18 protein-coding genes and 1 riboswitch are annotated in these 19864 nt (G+C 35.9%); of the genes, 2 read left to right on the top strand and 16 right to left on the bottom strand.

Going from position 1 to position 19864, the window contains the following annotated elements; genetic code table 11:
• Nucleotides 1-20: 20 nt before the first annotated feature.
• On the bottom strand, nucleotides 21-473 hold the full coding sequence (gene dtd, locus PT603_RS09310; RefSeq protein ID WP_008237154.1) for a D-aminoacyl-tRNA deacylase: 453 nt from the start codon (nucleotides 471-473) through the stop codon (nucleotides 21-23).
• Between the two features lie 5 nt (nucleotides 474-478).
• A complete protein-coding gene (gene rsgA / locus PT603_RS09315) occupies nucleotides 479-1435 on the bottom strand; it encodes a ribosome small subunit-dependent GTPase A (protein ID WP_008237153.1) in 957 nt (318 codons plus the stop codon).
• A gap of 85 nt (nucleotides 1436-1520) precedes the next feature.
• On the opposite strand from rsgA, the gene PT603_RS09320 reads away from it, so the two are divergent.
• The gene (locus PT603_RS09320; RefSeq protein WP_008237152.1) at nucleotides 1521-1970 is read left to right on the top strand and encodes a hypothetical protein; all 450 of its coding nucleotides are present in this window, start codon (nucleotides 1521-1523) and stop codon (nucleotides 1968-1970) included.
• 29 nt (nucleotides 1971-1999) lie between these two features.
• Here the strand turns inward: PT603_RS09320 and PT603_RS09325 are convergent, their stop codons facing one another.
• The 4 genes from PT603_RS09325 to PT603_RS09340 are packed head-to-tail and all read right to left on the bottom strand — an operon-like array spanning nucleotide 2000 to nucleotide 5932.
• Entirely contained in the window at nucleotides 2000-3082 is a 1083-nt protein-coding gene (locus PT603_RS09325) for a bifunctional 3-deoxy-7-phosphoheptulonate synthase/chorismate mutase type II (protein ID WP_008237151.1), read from the bottom strand.
• A gap of 8 nt (nucleotides 3083-3090) precedes the next feature.
• On the bottom strand, nucleotides 3091-3951 hold the full coding sequence (locus PT603_RS09330; RefSeq protein ID WP_008237150.1) for a prephenate dehydrogenase: 861 nt from the start codon (nucleotides 3949-3951) through the stop codon (nucleotides 3091-3093).
• A gap of 8 nt (nucleotides 3952-3959) precedes the next feature.
• Nucleotides 3960-5108, bottom strand: a complete 1149-nt coding sequence (locus PT603_RS09335) for a pyridoxal phosphate-dependent aminotransferase (protein WP_040488518.1) — start codon at nucleotides 5106-5108, stop codon at nucleotides 3960-3962.
• Nucleotides 5102-5932 carry a prephenate dehydratase gene (locus PT603_RS09340; protein WP_008237148.1) on the bottom strand — a complete coding sequence of 277 codons (831 nt, stop codon included), beginning with the start codon at nucleotides 5930-5932 and terminating at the stop codon, nucleotides 5102-5104. Before PT603_RS09340 ends, PT603_RS09335 begins: the two co-directional genes overlap by 7 nt.
• A gap of 365 nt (nucleotides 5933-6297) precedes the next feature.
• Here PT603_RS09340 and gldA point away from each other — a divergent pair, with 365 nt between their 5' ends.
• Nucleotides 6298-7194 carry a gliding motility-associated ABC transporter ATP-binding subunit GldA gene (gene gldA / locus PT603_RS09345; protein ID WP_008237147.1) on the top strand — a complete coding sequence of 299 codons (897 nt, stop codon included), beginning with the start codon at nucleotides 6298-6300 and terminating at the stop codon, nucleotides 7192-7194.
• A 5-nt stretch (nucleotides 7195-7199) separates the two neighbouring features.
• Here the strand turns inward: gldA and PT603_RS09350 are convergent, their stop codons facing one another.
• From PT603_RS09350 to PT603_RS09395, 10 genes are all read right to left on the bottom strand, one after another.
• Nucleotides 7200-8375 carry a serine hydrolase domain-containing protein gene (locus PT603_RS09350; protein ID WP_008237146.1) on the bottom strand — a complete coding sequence of 392 codons (1176 nt, stop codon included), beginning with the start codon at nucleotides 8373-8375 and terminating at the stop codon, nucleotides 7200-7202.
• On the bottom strand, nucleotides 8375-9121 hold the full coding sequence (locus PT603_RS09355; RefSeq protein WP_008237145.1) for a head GIN domain-containing protein: 747 nt from the start codon (nucleotides 9119-9121) through the stop codon (nucleotides 8375-8377). Before PT603_RS09355 ends, PT603_RS09350 begins: the two co-directional genes overlap by 1 nt.
• Nucleotides 9122-9169: 48 nt before the next feature.
• Nucleotides 9170-10261: an acyloxyacyl hydrolase gene (locus PT603_RS09360; protein ID WP_008237144.1), complete on the bottom strand. Its 1092-nt coding sequence runs from the start codon at nucleotides 10259-10261 to the stop codon at nucleotides 9170-9172.
• Nucleotides 10262-10294: 33 nt separating this feature from the next.
• Nucleotides 10295-11248, bottom strand: a complete 954-nt coding sequence (metF, locus tag PT603_RS09365; RefSeq protein WP_008237143.1) for a methylenetetrahydrofolate reductase [NAD(P)H] — start codon at nucleotides 11246-11248, stop codon at nucleotides 10295-10297.
• 25 nt (nucleotides 11249-11273) lie between these two features.
• Entirely contained in the window at nucleotides 11274-13952 is a 2679-nt protein-coding gene (gene metH, locus PT603_RS09370; protein ID WP_008237142.1) for a methionine synthase, read from the bottom strand.
• A gap of 22 nt (nucleotides 13953-13974) precedes the next feature.
• A complete protein-coding gene (locus tag PT603_RS09375) occupies nucleotides 13975-14991 on the bottom strand; it encodes a homocysteine S-methyltransferase family protein (protein ID WP_008237141.1) in 1017 nt (338 codons plus the stop codon).
• 117 nt (nucleotides 14992-15108) lie between these two features.
• Nucleotides 15109-15208: riboswitch (SAM riboswitch) on the bottom strand.
• Between the two features lie 94 nt (nucleotides 15209-15302).
• Nucleotides 15303-16358 (bottom strand): NAD(P)/FAD-dependent oxidoreductase, encoded by a 1056-nt coding sequence (locus PT603_RS09380; protein ID WP_008237140.1) that lies wholly within the window; start codon nucleotides 16356-16358, stop codon nucleotides 15303-15305.
• Nucleotides 16359-16368: 10 nt separating this feature from the next.
• Entirely contained in the window at nucleotides 16369-16950 is a 582-nt protein-coding gene (locus PT603_RS09385) for a precorrin-2 dehydrogenase/sirohydrochlorin ferrochelatase family protein (protein WP_008237138.1), read from the bottom strand.
• Between the two features lie 17 nt (nucleotides 16951-16967).
• Entirely contained in the window at nucleotides 16968-17735 is a 768-nt protein-coding gene (cobA, locus tag PT603_RS09390) for a uroporphyrinogen-III C-methyltransferase (protein WP_008237137.1), read from the bottom strand.
• A complete protein-coding gene (locus tag PT603_RS09395; RefSeq protein WP_008237135.1) occupies nucleotides 17725-19818 on the bottom strand; it encodes a nitrite/sulfite reductase in 2094 nt (697 codons plus the stop codon). Before PT603_RS09395 ends, cobA begins: the two co-directional genes overlap by 11 nt.
• Nucleotides 19819-19864: the final 46 nt, after the last annotated feature.

Here is a 19864-nt window from a genome sequence, read left to right on the forward strand (position 1 = left end):
TTTACATTTTATTAAGAATGTTATTCCCTATTTTTTGTGTCTATACAAATCGTAACGGGTCCATCATTAAGAAGTTGCACTTTCATATCAGCCCCAAATATTCCTGTACCGACTTTTTTCCCTAGCTCCAACTCTAACTGAAGGACAAAAGCTTCATATAGAGGAATTGCTAAATCAGGTTTGGCGGCTTTGATATAAGAAGGTCTATTTCCTTTTTTAGTTGAAGCATGTAAGGTAAATTGACTAACCACTATAACTTCACCACCGATTTCTTCTAAGGAGAGATTCATCACTCCCGCCTCATCATCAAAAATACGCATTCTTACAATCTTACCTGTCAACCAATTAATGTCCTCCTGAGTATCCTCTTTTTCTATCCCTAATAAAATCAAAAGTCCTCTTTGAATAGTTGAAATTACCATTCCATCAACCGTCACACTGGCCTCAGCCACTCTTTGAATTACCGCACGCATAAAATTTATTTTTTTTCATCCTCATAGGAATCCTTACGATAGTTATCTTCGTCTCCTTCTAGCATTTGTATGTAACTACGATAACGGCTCCATGCAATTTCATTATCTTCCAATGCTTGTTTAACGGCACATTTTGGCTCGTCAATATGAAGACAGTTGTTAAATTTACAAGCATGCTTTAATGCAAAAAATTCCGGAAAATAATCACCGATTTCTTCCTTGTCCATGTCAACAATTCCAAAACCTTTAATCCCTGGAGTATCTATTATCTGAGCTCCAAAACTAAGATCAATCATTTCAGCAAATGTAGTGGTGTGTTGTCCTTGTTTGTGCTGTTCAGAAATACTTGCCGTTTTCAATCCCAGCCCTGGTTCTAATGCATTAATCAAAGTGGATTTACCCACTCCCGAATGACCAGAAAACATACTTACTTTTCCCTTCATTAATGCCTTTACTTTGTCAATATTATGTCCGGTAATTGCAGAAATACCTAAACATTCGTACCCTATTTTCCGATAGGTATGTGCTAAATATTTTATCTCAGCTAATTCATCTTTTGTGTAAGTATCAATCTTGTTAAAAAGCAAAATGGCCTTTACATGATACGCTTCCGCTGTCACCAAAAAACGATCAATAAAAGCCGTAAAAGTAGGAGGGTTATTAAGTGTTACCAAAAGAAAAACTTGGTCTAAATTAGCAGCAATTATATGGGTACGCTTAGATAAATTGACTGATTTACGAACAATATAGTTTTTCCTGTCACGTATTTCATGTATTACCCCTATGGTTTCATCCCCGACAGTTTCCAAATGAAAATCTACAACATCTCCTACTGACACTGGGTTAGTACTCTTGATGCCTTGTATGCGGAATTTTCCTTTAATTCGGCATTCATAGATTTCTCCCGATTCAGTTTTAACGGTATACCAACTACCAGTAGATTTATAAACTGTTCCTATCATTCATCAACAATTATCGCACAAATTAACAACTTTTCACTTAAAGAAAAAGATTATATTGCTGGCTTAATCTTTAAAAAACAACTTTATGAAAAAAACAATGTTGGTTTTAGGCATCATTCTATGCTCTTTCTTTGAAATGAACGCTCAAGTTGAGTACAAAGTTATTACTAGCGTAGAATCTATCGTACCAAATGGATTAGGCCGTTCTAGGTTGATAAGCAACAATGAAGAAAAAGATTACAAGGAATACACATCAACTCAAACAGAAGAAGACAACACCAGGAATAAATCAGACAGAGGCGATATTCGTGTTAAGAACTTTGATGAGACCAAATTATTAAACTTTTACAATATTGCTGGAATCCGATTTCAAAACATTGCAGCCAACGATGCCATAATTTCTTCAAAAATAAATTCAATGATTGAGGAAGGTTGGGAACTAGCTTTTGTTACCAGTGCGGTAGAAAGTGATAGTGGAAAATCCGATGGCCAAGGAATTTTTATCACAAGATATATTTTTAAAAGAGTCAAATAAGAAAAAAGGCTGCCTAAGGCAGCCCAATTCTATCCCTTAAGAATTCTATCTTGATGATTAATAGATTCCTGATGTATTGCTTTAAACATTCTCAAGACAAATTCTTCGCTAAGACCACGTTGTTCACCTTCTAAAATCATTTTTCCTAGAATTTCGTTCCAACGGCTATTTTGCAATACTGCAACATTTTTAGTCTTTTTAAGCTCTCCGATTTTGTCAGCCACTTTCATACGTTTACCTAAAATCTCAATTAATTGATTGTCTATTACATCAATTTGAGCTCGTAAAACCCCAAGTTCTTTTGTATAATCAGCCTCTCCAGTAGTTTCTTTTCGAATTCTTAAATCCTTCATTATTTGAACTAAGGACTTAGGGGTAACCTGTTGAGCGGCATCACTCCACGCCTCCTCCGGATTACAATGGGTTTCAATTATCAACCCATCATAATTAAGATCTAAGGCTGTCTGAGACACATCAAAAATCATATCTCGTTTTCCCGTTATATGTGAAGGATCACAAATCAAAGGTAAATCAGGGAATTTATTCTGCAACTCAATGGCTAATTGCCACTCAGGAATATTTCGATACTTAGTTTTTTCATAAGTAGAAAACCCTCTGTGAATTACACCTAGTTTTTTAATATTAGACGCATGTAATCGCTCAATACCTCCCAACCATAAAGACAAATCCGGATTTACTGGATTTTTAACCAATACTACTTTATCCGTACCTTCCAAAGCATCTGCTATTTCTTGTACAATAAAGGGGCTCACAGTAGAACGAGCACCAATCCACAATAAATCGACATCGTGATCTAAAGCTAATTTAACATGGTCCTTATTGGCGACTTCAGTTGCAATTAACAACCCTGTTTCCTCCTTGGCTCGTTGCATCCATTTAAGTCCAATTGCACCCACGCCTTCAAACATTCCTGGACGTGTACGTGGTTTCCAAATCCCTGCTCTCAAATAGGTTACATCCGTATCTTTAAGAGCATGAGCAATTTCCAGCACCTGCGCTTCCGTCTCAGCACTACAAGGCCCTGCTATTACTAATGGATGACTCAATCCTAAATCATCCAACCATTTTCTCATTTGTGGTGAATTTTCCATAACAATTTTTATATTGGTTTTACTACAATTCCATTTAAAATCTCCTTAATCTTATTCGTGCTCTCCATAGCAGAAAAGATAGCTTGAAAATCATCTTTTTCTAAATAGCTTTTGAACAGAAGAAGATTCGATATATATTCATCTAATGTTTCTAGAACATTTTCCTTGTTCTGTTGGAAGATAGGTGTCCACATAGCAGGAGAACTCTTAGCTAGTCTTACAGTACTCTCAAAACCTGAACCTGCCATATCAAAGATATCCCGTTCATTCCTTTCCTTCTCTATAACAGTTTTACCCAACATAAAGGAGCTAATATGTGATAAATGAGACACATAAGCAATATGTCTATCATGAGATTTCGGATCCATATATCTTATACGCATCCCTATATCACTAAAAATTTTCAAAGCACGCTCTTGAAGCTTAAAGGCCGTCTTCTCCACCTCACATATAATATTAGTCTTTCCTGCATACAGTCCCACATGTGCTGCCGAAGGGCCTGAAAACTCAGTCCCAGCTATAGGATGAGCTGCTAAAAAATTTCTCCTTTTGGGGTGGTTAACTAACAATTCACAAAGTGGTGCTTTCGTAGAACCTGTATCAATAACAACGGCATCTTCGTGAACAGCATCTAGGACTCTTGGCACGACCTCATTTGCAGCATTAACAGGAATTGAAATTACAACCACATCTGCCAGCGATAAATTTTCATAACTACTTTTCTGATCAATCACACCAAGCTCCATAGCTTCTTGCAAATGGCTCTCATTAATATCAATACCATGTATGATAACATTTGAGTTTAATTCCTTAAGATCCAAGGCAAACGACCCTCCAATTAATCCAACTCCTACTACAAATACATTCATCTTAATATCTAATTAAATCTGCTTAAAGCTTCCATTATTTTTTCCTCTGACACACATAATGAAAAACGTATATAACCTTCTCCATTACTTCCAAAAATAGTTCCAGGTGTTAAAAACACGTATTTTTCTACTAGTAAATTGTCTATAAATTTTTCAGCGGAGGTTATTCCTAAAGGAAGTTTTGCCCAAACAAATAACCCTATAGCGTTAGTATCATAAGTACAACCTAATTTTTCCGCCAATTTATAAATAGCCTTACGTCTTTTGTCATATACCTCGTTAAGTTCTTGGAACCAGTGATTAGAACTCCTTAATGCTACTATGGCTCCTCTTTGTAATGGGTAAAACATTCCACTATCCATGTTACTTTTAACCTTTAGTACAGCATCGATAAGATTTGCTTTTCCGACAATCATTCCAATACGCCATCCTGCCATATTAAATGTCTTACTTAACGAATTCAATTCCAGTACATCATCATTTTTACCAGCCATTTGCAACAAACTTAATTGTTCATCATTCAATACAAAACTGTAAGGATTATCATTAATTAAAAGAATTTTATGTCTTCTAGCAAATGCTAATAACCTTTCAAAATCTTCTTTTGTTGCTTTTGCTCCTGTGGGCATATGGGGATATGACAGCCACATCATCTTTACATTAGTTAAATCTTCCTTTTCCAGAGAATTCAAATCGGGAAACCAATTATTTTCTGATTTCAAATCATAAAATATTGGCTCTGCCTCTACTAATCTGGTAACCGAGGTATAGGTGGGGTATCCAGGATTTGGAACCAACACTTTATCTCCTTTGTTTAAAAAGGCCATACTTATGTGCATAATTCCTTCTTTAGACCCCATAAGAGGTAAAATTTCTGTATCCGCTTCTAAGCTAACAGCAAAATGCTCTTTATAAAATTGAGCCATTGCAACTCGGAGCTCAGGCAAGCCCTGATAACTCTGATACTGATGTGCCATGGGCTCCAATGCAGCCTTTTGCATAGCAGAAATAACCTCAGAATGAGGTGCCAAGTCAGGGCTTCCAATTCCCATATTAATTACAGGTTTACCCTTTGCTATCATTTCCCGTACTTCTCTTAGTTTTCTGGAAAAGTAATATTCCTCAATTGTATTTAAACGTTGTGCCACTCTCATAATACACGTGCATTTCTATATTCTCCCAAGATTTTAAAATGATCAGCCATAATCGTCAAAAGTTTGGCAGCCTTTTCATAATCTTCATACTTATCAAATGTAACATCCACAAAAAATGCATATTTCCATGGAGTCTCTATTTTTGGCAAAGATTGAATTTTGGTAAGATTTAACCTGCAATCACTCATGACATTTAGTACCGTTGCAAGACTACCTCTTTTATGATCCAATTCAAATTTCAGCGAAGCTTTATTAATTTCATCTTTTGACAAAACTGAATTTTGAGTTTTTACAATAACGAAACGAGTAGAATTATTATTAATCGTTTGTATTTCAGAGGCTAAAACACTTAACTGATACAATTCCGCAGCAGTTTTACTTGCAATGGCTGCAATACCCATAAGTTGCTTTTCACTAATACGTTTTGCAGTTTCTGCTGTATCCGCATCTTCCACTAATTTAATATGAGGATATTTTCTAAAAAACTCTTTGCATTGTAACAGTGCCATAGGGTGTGAATGTACTTCCAGAATATCAGAAATGGTTTGACCCGGAAGAGCCATCAAATTATGATGTATCTGTAAATAATGTTCCCCTATAATATGCAGCTCATTTTTATCAATCAAAGCATAATTTGGTATAATTGATCCCGCAATAGAATTCTCAATAGCCATTACTCCTTGAAAAGCATCTTTTTTTAATAGACCATCAACAAGGTTATCAAAAGTCATGCACTCAATTAATGTAATATCTTTACCAAAATACTCCTGAGCTACTTGGTGATGGAAGGACCCTTTAATACCTTGAATTGCAATTTTTGTTTCCATAAATAAAATTAGTACAAAAAAAAAGTCCCGAAAACTCGGGACCTTATATAATATATTGTATTAACCTACAACTACCTACAACAGTCCCTGTTCTCTTCTAAAATAGAAGAAAAAATAAAAACCGTTCCAGAAATAAGTTGTTGCTAACATTTAATTTTCGTAATTCTTGGTGCTAAATTAATTTATTTTTAGAATAATCAAACACCAAATCTTCTTTTTTTCGATTTCTTACGATTTATTTTAAATATAAGACCATTTTAACACAATTAGCCTCTCAAATGTGCAAAAAATAACAAATAATGGATACATTCCTTAAGCGGTTTTTTTGAAAAACTTTTATGTATTTTTGAACAAATTCTGCACTTATGTCTATTGAAGTCATTCAACTTACAAAGCAATATGGCCAACAAATTGCCGTAAACAACATTTCTTTTACCATCCCTAAAGGTGAAATCGTAGGTTTCCTAGGTCCAAATGGTGCGGGAAAGAGTACTACAATGAAAATGCTAACATCTTTCCTAAATCCAACATCTGGTTCACTAAAAGTTAATGGGTATGATGTTTTAAAGCAACCTCTAGCGGTCAAGGGGAGTATTGGTTATCTGCCAGAGCACAACCCATTGTATCCTGAAATGTATGTAAGAGAATTTCTTTCTTTCCAAGCATCTATATATAATACTCCAAAATCACGTATAAAAGATGTTATTGCCCTAACCGGACTACTTCCAGAAGCTTCTAAAAAAATTGGACAACTTTCTAAAGGATATAGACAGCGTGTCGGACTTGCTGCAGCCTTACTGCACAATCCAGATGTGCTAATTCTAGACGAACCAACAACTGGATTGGATCCTAATCAGTTATTAGAAATAAGGCACCTAATAAAAGAAGTAGGAAAAGAAAAAACGGTATTACTTTCTACACACATCATGCAGGAAGTGAGTGCGATATGTGATCGCGTAATTATCATCAACAAAGGAACTATTGTAGCAGATAAAAGGTTAAACGAACTCCAACAAAACAAGGAACAACTTATTGAAGTTGCTTTTGATTATAAAGTAGAAGAACAAATATTCTATAAAGCATTTCAAACTCTTACTAAGGTAGTATGCATACACGACACTTTATATGAACTTTCATTTTCTTCAGAAAAGGATATGAGACCGTCAGTATTTGACTTTGCGCATGATAACGATTTAAAAATCATCCAGCTTCATCACAAAAATAAAGACTTAGAGAGTCTATTTAGAGAACTTACTGTTTAATTCTCTTACTTCCTTCTTACATTATTTAAAGTATTCTCCTTTTCAGAATTCTTAGTGCCAGGTAGGAACTTGGCGCCCTCTATTACATAATCTATAATTCGATTTAGTTGGATGTCAACATTAGGATTTGTCACATTAAGCAATAGGGCAAATACCAACTCCTCTTCTGGATACACAAAAAAATAAGCATACCCACCTATTCCATTACCAACATGACCATAATATGGTCTTAAATTCCAGTCCTCACTTGACTGAAACCCTATTCCATACCCCGTATCTTCTCCATTTATCTGCTGAGATGTAAGGAGATCTTCTTGAATCTCTTTTGATAAAAAATTGCCGGCTAATAAAGCATTCCCCAATTTGGCAATATCATCCGAGGTAGAAAGATACCCTCCGCCAGCCAATTTATAATAATTATGCACCGGTCTTGCTATACGGAACCCCTTCTTTCCTGTACGGGTATAAAAAACAGCCGTATGCAACGTAGAATCAGCCTTATCAGGATATGTATTATACATACCTAATGGTTCAAGAACATTAAGCTTCATAAATTCTTCATGTGAAATACCACTAGCTTCTTGCATGGCCAATGAAAGTAAATTCCAATTATAACTATTATAAGAGAATTTAGTGCCGGGTTGAAATAATAACGAATCATCTTCGAATAATGCCACTCCTTCCCGTATAGAAAGAGGTTTATTATTCATAAACTCACTCCCTTTATAATTACGAATCCCCGCTAAATGCCCTCCAAGTTGTTTCAATGTAAAATCATAATTCTTTCTTGGAAAATAAGGTACATATTCATGTATGGATTCATTGATATTAACAAGATTCATTTCCATCATTTTACCTAAACCTACTGCAGATAAAGATTTAGAAACACTAGCAATCCTAAAAAGGGTGTGTTTTGCATCAATTGGCTCCTTTGTTTCTATATCAGACAAACCATATCCCTGTTGCCAAATAGTTGTTCCTGCTTTTGAAATTGTCAAAGACATCCCTGGGATAACTTGACTATCCAGCATAGATATGATGATTTTTTCTGCCTCAACTTTCGCCTCCTTAAAAGAAGTCACCTTAGGCTTTTCTAGAAAAACATCATATTCCTTTTGTCCAAATAAAGACTGAATAAATGCTAAAAATCCAAACACTAGCAAAGAGTATTTTCTGTTCATTAATCTCTAAAAATTAAACGTCCTGTATAAGCTTCTTCTACTTCTACTACTGGAGGTCTATTAACGGCTATTACATCACCTGTGCTCCTAATATAACCTTTTAGACTTTGTACCGGATGAACAATCATATCATTACTACTACGATGAGCTACTTTGACATGCTGAGCAATAAGATCCGCCCCTTCAAATCTTCCATCACTAATGGTAAAGGTTAACGACAATTCATTCGTTTTTCCTGATATTCTAGCGAATGCATATTTATTAAACAGGAGTGACAATTTACCTGTATCCACTTGCATCTGAAATCCTGCAATACGTAATGTTTCATATCCTCCTGTTGACAATAACTCCAACAAAGGATATGCCAATACCCCCTCAGAATGTACATCAAATTGAGAAGCGTTGTGTATTTTGGTAATATTAGATGCAGTAACGTAGATTTTTGTGGTTCCATATTCTCTCACAAAATTGCAATCATTAAAATCATTAAGAATCAATTCTCCATTTTCTACTAGAACCTCCACATCATTTAAAAGGTTTTTACCAGTTTCTACTACTACCTTATTCTCAGAACCTTGACGCACAATAAGTGTAACATTCTTATTCACTCGAATAGATGTAAAATCAGAAACAGGAACCTCCTGTTGAATGATATGTCCTGCAGTTTGAAAACAATCATTTACCGATTCAGTATTACAACTTACCATTATTAAAAGACACACCAATAATGCTTTTATATTTTTCATATAAATTTTCTTGATTTTCTAAAATTAGCTCATGTTCCTTTTAGTTATTTACAAGCGTACTCCAACACCGACCTCAACAGCCTCGGCCCTAGCAGCATGAGATTTTAGAGTGGCCGATGCAAAAATCTTTGGAGTTATGTAATACTTCAGTCCCCCTCTAAAATAATGCATAGTTTCAAACTTAGATTCATTAAATAAATAATAACCTAATTGAGTTTCAAACGACAGCCTGTTTATAAAAAGTTCGTGCCCCAAAAAGGCTCCAACACGACGATAATCTTCAGTTCCATCATATTTTGGAGAAGGATATGCGATATTCCTATGTCGAATAAAATCTATCAAAAAATTTGAAAAAAATGCATCAACCCCTATTTGAAGAGCACTCTTTTTGCTTAGTCGCTTATCTGCATAGGCTGAGAAAACATAAAATGGGTGTTGTCCACTTCCTATCACATCACTTTCATTTACCCCACTTCTAAAAGCTAAATTTAACTTTATCGGCTCTGTATATTTCTCAAAACTAACCGTCCTTTGATACGTCGGCTTTTCAGATTCTATGTTATAATTGACACCAAAATTTAAAGCCATCGTATTGGTACTCCCATTTGGGGCCTTAACATTGGCGTTAGAATAATGAATCATTGAGACACCTACTTGCAGTCCTAATCGGTCTATTATATTTTCTCTTTTATAATTCATCATCACAAAAGTGGAACTTAAAAGTCTACTCCCGTATACCTGATTACGTTGGTTATCTTCTTTATCATAAGGATTCGTATTATAAGCCACACCTTGACCAATACGAAGCATTACGTTTCTTTTCAAAAAGTAAAAATTATAATGTCCATATAGACCAATATTTTTACCTAGAAAGCCATTACGCATATCCTGAAAGATGAATGTACCTCCATACTCAGGGTAACCATAATACTGTTCCCAATCCTCATAGCCATATGTTTGTTTATTCCAACTAACAATAGAGCCATAAGGGTGGCTTGTTATTAAGTGAGAAATCGAAATGGAATGTTCAGCAATGTTTCCATAAAAATTGGAAACTTCGATATTAGAAGTATGTGTCTTTTCTTGAGAAAAGACACATACTATCAAAAAATTGAAACAGGCAAATAGTATTCTTTTCATGGGTAAAATTACCCTGCAAAAGTAAGTTTATTTTTAGAATACTGCCTGTGCTATAGATCTAATGTTTTCTGACTTACCCATAGAATAATAATGCAGCACAGGAACTCCTGCTTCTTTAAGTTCTTTAGACTGCTTAATAGCCCATTCTACTCCTACTTGTCGTACCTCTGAATTGGTTTTACATTTCTCAACTTCATGCACCAAAATTTCAGGCAAATCTATTTTAAAGACCTGAGGCAGTAATTGTAAATGTTTTTTCACAGCTATAGGTTTAATCCCGGGAATAATGGGGACAGTAATACCTATCTCCCTTGCCTTTTCAACAAACTCAAAAAATCGATTATTATCAAAAAACATCTGTGTCACAACGTAATGTGCTCCTGCGTCAACCTTTTCTTTTAACCTTCGTAAATCACTTTGCAAAGAAGGGGCCTCCATGTGTTTTTCAGGGTAACCGGCAACACCTATACAAAAATTAGAATAGTTATCAGTTTCTATAACATCATGAAGATACTTACCTTTATTCAGGTCTGCAATTTGACTTACAAGTTCAGTAGCAAAGGCATGCCCTCCTATTGTGGGTTCAAAATATCGCTCCTCCTTCATTGCATCACCTCGTAATGCCATAACGTTGTCAATTCCTAGATAATGACAATCAACCAGCATATATTCTGTCTCTTCTTTTGTAAATCCTCCACATAAAACATGAGGTATGGCATCTACGTTGTATTTGTGCTTAATTGAAGCACAAATACCCACAGTACCCGGACGCATACGTGTCAACTTTTTATCCAGCAATCCCCCTTTATCAAGATAAATGTACTCTTCACGTGAAGTAGTAACATCAATAAAGGGAGGTTTAAATTCCATCAAAGGATCTATATTATCATATAATTCTTTAATACTTTTCCCCTTTTGTGGAGGAATAATCTCAAATGAAAATAATGTCTCTCCTTTTGCTTTCCCAATGTGATCAGTAACTTTCATGTACTCTATATAAACTTTTTATTCTTTATTCAATAGCCAAATTCGGGCCTAACCATTTAGCAGCCTCTTCATCCGTAATTCCTCTCCTATTGGCATAATCTGACACTTGATCCATTTTTATTTTACCCAAACCAAAGTATTTACTATCCGGATGAGCAAAATAATATCCAGAAACAGAAGAGGCTGGCCACATAGCTAAACTCTCTGTTAAAGTAACTCCTATACGATTTTCTACATCTAAAAGTTCCCATATTGTTTTTTTCTCCAAATGGTCTGGACAGGCCGGATAACCAGGAGCCGGTCGTATTCCTTGATACACCTCCTTAATTAGAGACTCATTACTAAGTTCTTCTTTAGCAGCATATCCCCAATATTCTTTTCGCACCTTTAGATGCAAATATTCCGCAAAAGCTTCTGCCAATCGATCACCAAGTGCCTTTACCATAATTGCATTATAATCATCCATTTGGCTGGCATAACCTTCTGATTTTTCATCAACCCCAAATCCTGTTGTGACACAAAAACACCCCATATAATCCTTAATCCCAGACCCTTCAGGTGCAATAAAATCTGCTAGGGCAATATTAGGAGCTCCTGCAGTTTTTTGTGACTGTTGACGTAGTGTCAAAAATTTACCCAACCTTTTCCCTTGTGAATCTTTAAGCACGATATCATCATAATCTACTTGATTAGCTTGAAAAAGCCCCACAACACCTTTTGCTGTAAACCACTTTTCTTCAATAATGGTTCGGAGCATTTTTTGTGCATCTTCAAAAAGGGAGATCGCCTGGTTACCTACAATTTCATCCTCTAATATTGCGGGATATTTACCAAACAATTGCCATGACTGAAAAAATGGAGTCCAATCTATATAAGGAACCAATTCAGACAATTCAACCTCCACTTTCTCAACTCCAATTTTACTAGGTTTTACGGGTTGATAATTTTTCCAATCAATTCTAAATTTATTTTCACGAGCATCTCCTATGCTATGATATTTTTTATCTCTACTGCGATTTAAATACCCTTCCCTAAGTTTATCATATTCAGCTTTTAAGGATTGTGCATATGTTGCCTTTGTATCCGGTTGAAGCAAATTACTAGCCACTGTTACCGCTCTAGATGCATCATTCACATGTACTACCGTTTCTTTGTATTCAGGTGCAATTTTCACAGCAGTGTGAGCCCTTGAAGTAGTAGCTCCACCAATCATTACCGGAATTTTAATTTGTAGACGATCTAACTCTTTAGTCAAATAAACCATTTCATCCAGTGAAGGAGTAATAAGTCCGCTAAGCCCAATAATATCTACGTTTTCTCTTTGCGCTGTTTCAATGATTTTCTCTGGTGGTACCATAACTCCCAAATCAATAATTTCGAAATTATTACAAGCAAGAACAACAGCCACAATATTTTTCCCAATATCATGAACATCGCCCTTCACAGTAGCCATTAATACCTTTCCAGCGGATCTTGAGGCACCAGATTTACTGGCTTCTATATATGGTAGAAGATAAGCTACAGCTTTTTTCATTACTCTAGCAGATTTTACCACCTGAGGTAAAAACATTTTCCCACTTCCAAATAAGTCCCCAACAACGTTCATACCATTCATCAAGTGATTTTCTATAACCTCAATAGGTTTATCTACTTGCTGACGAGCTTCTTCAACATCGATTTCAATAAACTCATCTATCCCTTTAACTAACGCATGTGTTAAACGTTCTTGTAGACTAGCACTACGCCACTGTTGTGCTTGCTTTTCATTGACCTTACCTTCTCCTTTAACACTTTCAGCATACTCCAGTAAACGTTCCGTAGCATCCTCTCTTCTATCAAGCAATACATCCTCAACATATACCAATAGCTCTTTATCAATTTCATCATAAACCTCTAACATTTCTGGATTTACAATTCCCATTGTCATTCCATGGCCAATGGCATGAAATAAAAAAGCAGCGTTAATAGCCTCACGGACAGTGTCATTACCTCTAAAGGAAAAAGAAACATTACTAACACCACCACTAACGTGTGCATATGGCAGATTTTCTCGTATCCATTTTGTCGCTAAAAAGAAATCTAAAGCATTTCGGCGATGTTCTTCCATACCGGTGGCAACAGGGAAAATATTCGGATCAAAAATAATGTCTTCTGGAGGAAATTGTACTTTTTCCACTAAAACCCGATAGGAACGTTCACATATTTCTATTCTTCTATTTAATGTATCAGCCTGCCCTTCTTCATCAAATGCCATAACAATTACCGCAGCACCATAACGTTTAATTTGCTTGGCCTGCTCAATAAATTTGGCTTCACCTTCTTTTAAACTAATAGAGTTTACTACACTCTTACCCTGTACTACTCGTAACCCTGCTTCTATAATCTCCCATTTAGAACTATCTATCATAATAGGTACACGTGCAATATCAGGTTCAGCAGCAATTAAATTCAGGAACCTCACCATCGCTTTTTCGCCATCAAGCATTCCTTCATCCATGTTGATATCTATAATCTGGGCTCCTCCTTCCACTTGAGCCCTTGCTACTTCAAGTGCCTCTTCATATTTATCTTCCTTGATAAGCCTTAAAAACTTTCTAGATCCTGTTACATTAGTCCTTTCACCTACATTCACAAAGTTAGTTTGTGAAGTAACAACTAATGGTTCAAGCCCTGAGAGTTTTAAATATCGTTCTTGTTCTTTCATTTTAACAAAAATCTACTTTACATTATAATTTTCTTGGAGTATAGGTGGCTGCCAATTCAGCTATTAACCTGATATGATCAGGATTGGTCCCACAGCATCCTCCAATTATATTGATCATGTTTTCATCCAAATATTCCTTAATCTGAGCACTCATTTCTTCAGGTGTCTCATCATATTCCCCAAAGGCATTAGGAAGTCCAGCATTTGGATGAGCAGACACATAAAACTGCGTATCATTTGCCAAACGTTTCAAATATGGTTTTAACATATTTGCCCCCAAAGCACAGTTAAACCCTATACTTAATAGCGGAATATGTGAAATAGAAATTAGAAAGGCTTCTACAGTTTGCCCTGACAGTGTTCGGCCAGAAGCGTCTGTAATTGTACCACTCACCATTATTGGCACTTCAATACCTCGCTCTTCTTTGACCTCCTCAATTGCATAAATAGCAGCCTTTGCATTTAATGTATCAAAAACAGTTTCAACTAATAAAATATCAGCCCCACCATCAAGCAATGCTTCAACCTGCTGTCGATAAGCGACTCTTAAATCTTCAAAAGTTACAGCTCTAAATCCAGGGTCATTGACATCTGGACTCATACTCGCAGTACGATTAGTAGGCCCTATAGATCCTGCCACAAAACGAGGCTTATCAGGATTACTTGCCGTAAATTCATCAGCAATCTCTCTTGCAATTCTAGCAGACTCAAAATTTAGTTCATACACTAAAGACTCCATATGATAATCAGCCATTCCAATAGTGGTAGAAGAAAATGTATTTGTCTCTACAATATCTGCTCCTGCCTCAAGATATTTTCTATGAATATCTCCAATTGCTTGGGGCTGAGTGAGTGAGAGCAAATCATTGTTTCCTTTCAGCGGATGAGGAAAATCCTTAAAACGTTCTCCCCTAAAGTCCTCTTCAGTAAACTTATAGCGTTGTAACATGGTTCCCATAGCACCATCTAACACTAATATTCGCTCTTGAAGTAATTTATTAATAGTTATTTTTCCTGTTGTCCTAGTTTCTATACTCATAAACTTCAAATAATCCTTACACTAAACATTCTTATAGTCGCGAAACCATATTGGTATACGTTTGTTTATTGAAAAATGTGTGTTATCTGAAAGAGGAATACTAGGTGAAGTATTGGGTTGTTATCTATCCACTATAGTGGTAGAATGTAGCACCTTCTCCAAAGGAGGGTTGCTAAGGCTTCAACGGGTCTATTCCCTCTGCCTTTCGTGATAACTCTCATAATGCAATGAACTGGGTGCAAAAGTAAGGCATTTGCATGGAATTCCCCAACTGCAAATGCCTTAAATTAATTTTTGTACCATTTTAGTCTCTAAAGGATACTTTTTATAACTTCTTTTTTAGCTACTTTAGTTGTCCCATCAAAGCCTTGAATACCTCCCACTGTTGTATATTTTAATACAAACTTTTTATCAGGATTAATTCGTTGATATGCACTTTGACACATAAGGGCTGCCTCATGAAAACCACACAAAATGAGTTTTAATTTTCCTGGATAAGTATTTACATCCCCAATGGCATATATTCCTGGAATATTTGTTTGATAGTCCAATGTGTTATCAACCTTAATGGCATTCTTCTCAATTTCCAATCCCCAATCCCCGATAGGCCCCAGTTTAGGAGATAGACCAAAAAGTGGGATAAAATAATCCGTTTCCAAAGTTTGTTGATCTCCATTATTTTTAGTAATTCGAACCGCTTGCAATTGCTGTTCTCCAAACAGATCCGTAACTTCAGCTTCTGTTAATAGATTCACTTTTCCCCTTTGAGTAAGCTCAGCAACCTTTTCCACAGAATCTAAAGCTCCCCTAAATTCATTCCTACGATGTACTAGAGTAACCTGTGAAGCTACATCAGCTAGAAAAATAGTCCAATCTAAAGCTGAATCACCTCCTCCAGCAATAATAATTTTCTTGTCTCTATAGTGTTCAGGATTTTTCACAAAATAATCAACCCCTTTTTCCTCAAACTCAACAATCCCATCTATTGTAGGTTTACGTGGCTCAAAACTTCCTAGCCCCCCTGCAATAGCAACAACCGGAGCTTGATGTCTGGTACCTTTATTTGTGGTTACTACGAAACTTCCATCTAATTGTTTCTCTATGGTTTCGGCACGTTCCGCCAAAGTGAAACCAGGTTTAAATGGCCTAATCTGTTCTAAAAGATTACTTACAAGGTCTCCAGCCAATACTTCAGGAAATCCTGGAATATCATAAATTGGTTTCTTAGGATAAAGCTCAGCACATTGTCCACCAGGCTGTGGTAATGCATCAATAAGATGACATTTTAGCTTGAGTAAGCCTGCTTCAAAAACGGTAAACAGGCCTGTAGGACCAGCGCCTATAATTAGAATATCTGTTTTTATCATACTCTAGATTCTATTTAGTAATTAAACTTTTTGTTAATGCATTAAGGTGAACAACTTTTTGATGAAAACTATCTTTTAAACTACTTCGATAATCATTAAGATTTTCTACCAACTCGTCTATTTCATCTGGTAAAAATTCTTCAAAAAATTGTCGTAATCGCTTAGCAGTTGTCGGGGATTTACCGTTGGTAGATATTGCAATCTTAACGTTTCCTTTGGTAACAATTCCTCCCATATAAAAATCGCAATAGGAAGGATTATCTGCAAGATTGACTAAAATATTATGGGATTTACAATGAAAATACACGCTTTTATTAACACATTCCATATTGGTAGCCACTATCACCAAATGAACATCCATAATATCTGAAACATCGTAGGCCTTCGTGATAAGTGTCACATTTTTGTCTTTAGACAATAATTTAATTTCATCCTTAAAATCTAGAGCGACAACTTTGACCTGGGATTCTGGACTTGATTTCAATAAAAATTGCAACTTTTCTAAGGCCACATTACCACCACCTACAATGAGTATCTTCAACTTCTTTACCTTGAGAAAAATGGGATATAATCCATTCTGTTTATTTTCCATGAATTCATTATGTATTTTTAATTTGCCATTTGAATTTGTTGATTTACTCTCAGTTGAATCAAAATATCTCTATGAGAGACTACTGATCCGATCACTATAATAGCTGGATTGGATAATTTTTCTCTTTCCACAACTGCCAGTATTGAATCTACTGTTCCAACTCCTATCTTTTCATGAATTGTAGTACCATCTTGAATAATGGCGACAGGAGTACTATGTCTTCCAAATCTCCGAAAAACTCTAACAATTTCTTTCAACTTACCCATTCCCATTAGGATTACTACAGTAGCTGAGGATTGCGCAGCCAATATCAAATCCTTTGATGGTTGGTGTTCTCTATTTGTTCCTGTTATCACCCAAAAACTTTCCGAACTTCCTCTTTTGGTCATAGGGATGTTTTGACATCCAGATACAGCTAAAGCTGCAGATATACCTGGAATGTAAACTGTTTCAAGTCCTTTCAATGCTGCATATTCCATTTCCTCTGCGCCTCTCCCAAATACAAAAGGATCTCCTCCCTTTAAACGTACCACATGACCTTTCAATAAAGCTTGACTAACAATCAATTCATTTATCTGTTCTTGTGCATACACATAACAACCCTTTCTCTTTCCGACAAATATTTTGTCAGCCTTTGTTGCATATGACAACAAAGAAGTATCTATCAAAGCATCATATAGGACCACATCGGCATCAGCTAGGGCCATTGCACCTTTAATTGTTAGTAAATCCGGATCTCCAGGTCCAGCTCCCAACACCGTAAGTTTGGGCTTTCTATTTTGCATTTGACAACTGATTTTCTCTATAAGATTCAATTACTTTCAAAAAGGCTTGAGATTCTGCCAAGTATTGTTGAGCAAATTTCTCCGTTGGATTATTTTTATTTATTTGATAAACCGTTTCTTCAAAGGAACCATCCCATTCAATTTTACCTGTGCTTATAAAGGCTTCATCAAACTGCTTTATAATTCCTGCCTGAGTATTTGTTTTCAAATTATTGGCTAATAAGATTGCCTTTGCAGTATTTACAAACGCACTGTATGAATAATATATACCATCACTCCAAGCACTAGCACTTAAGGCACCAACGGCATTATCTAATTTTTCTTTACTCTCATATAAAAGAGTTTGCACCAAGTCGATTACTACTCCAGCACATTCCCCAACTCCTACAGCTTGTACATATTCCTTATTATGCCCCCAATCAATAAAATCATCGTTAGAAAGATTATCTGTTGGGGATAAATGCTTTAATAAATCATAGAAATAATGTTCTCCTCGATCTTGATAATAGACATCATACTCTTGTCCGCCACCATTATTGTCGTAATCATTAAGTATGATACGTAAGGCTTCAGGGCCTCTTTTACTTGGAATTTTTATGACCTTATCAGCAAACCTACCCTGTCCATCTCCGATAACACTTCCACCTAACAAAACTTGTAATGCAGGTGCGACTAATTTGTTTGGTGTCCTAACAGACATACCTTGAAAACCAATATGCGCCATATTGTGTTGACCACAAGCATTCATGCATCCACTTATCTTTATTGTAAGGGATTGACGAGTCAAGTACTGAGGATATTCCTCATAAAGTACTTTCTCTAAAGCAGAGGCAATTCCAGTACTGCTAGCTATACCTAAATTACATGTGTCAGTCCCAGGACAGGCGGTAATATCGGCTAAGGAATTATAGCCTATTTCTGTAAACTGTAATTGCTTTAATTCATTATATAATTCAGGTAGGTGTTCTATTTGGATATTACGTAACAATATATTTTGTCTCAAGGTAAATCGCATTTCGTTACTCCCATATCGTTGAATAATACTTGCCAATGATCGTGCCTTCTCAGTTCTAAAATTTCCTAAAGTAACCTTAATCCCTACTGCAACAAATCCCATTTGCTTTTGTTCAAACACACTAGTAAGCTTCCAAAGATTATATGATTTATCAGTACAAACTGCCTCATTATAATCCGTAATTTTCTTCTTTTCGAGCATAATCTCCTGTGGAATATTGATGCAATACTCCTGATGGGACAATGCTTTTTGTTCTTCATTAATTAATCGTACAAACTCCTTAAGTCCAACATCAGCTATTAAAAACTTCATCCGAGCTTTCATTCGGCGTGATCGTTCTCCATAACGATCAAAAACCCGCAATACACTCTCTGTTACCGCAATTATTTTTTCTTCTGGTAAAAAATTATAAAGTACATCCGCATGACGTGGTTGTGATCCTAATCCACCACCAAGCATGACCTTAAAACCTCGCTTACCATCTTTGAGTTTAGGAATAAAACCTAAATCATGCAAATAGCTTAATGCCGTATCCTTATCGGTAGCAGAAAACGAAATTTTAATTTTCCGTCCCATTTCCTGGCATATAGGGTTACGCAAGAAAAATTGAAAAACAGCATGTGCATATGGTGTTACATCAAACGGTTCCAATGGATCAATCCCTGCAGTTTCACTGGCAGTTACATTACGTACTGTATTGCCACATGCTTCACGTAAAGTAATATCGTCTTTTGCCAATTTGGCCCAAAGTTCAGGTGTCTTATCCAAGTTCACGTAGTGTATCTGAATATCTTGTCTTGTTGTAATATGAAGTACACCATTAGAGTATTCATCAGCAACATCAGCAATGCGAATTAATTGTTCACCTGTTACTTTCCCATAAGGAAGCTTAATACGAATCATTTGTACTCCAGGTTGTCGTTGTCCATAAATTCCTCGCGCTAATCGAAGACTTCTAAAACGTTCCTCATCTACTTTACCTTCTTGAAAAAGATGAATCTTCTTCTCAAGATCTATTATCTCCTTTTGAACTAATGGGTTTTCTAATTCTGTTCTAAAACTTTGCATTTTTTCTTTTTCGATATAAATTTCCCATGCCGATTCCTTTTTTAAG

This window comes from Imtechella halotolerans (assembly GCF_028743515.2).
In the GTDB taxonomy this organism is placed as follows: domain Bacteria; phylum Bacteroidota; class Bacteroidia; order Flavobacteriales; family Flavobacteriaceae; genus Imtechella; species Imtechella halotolerans.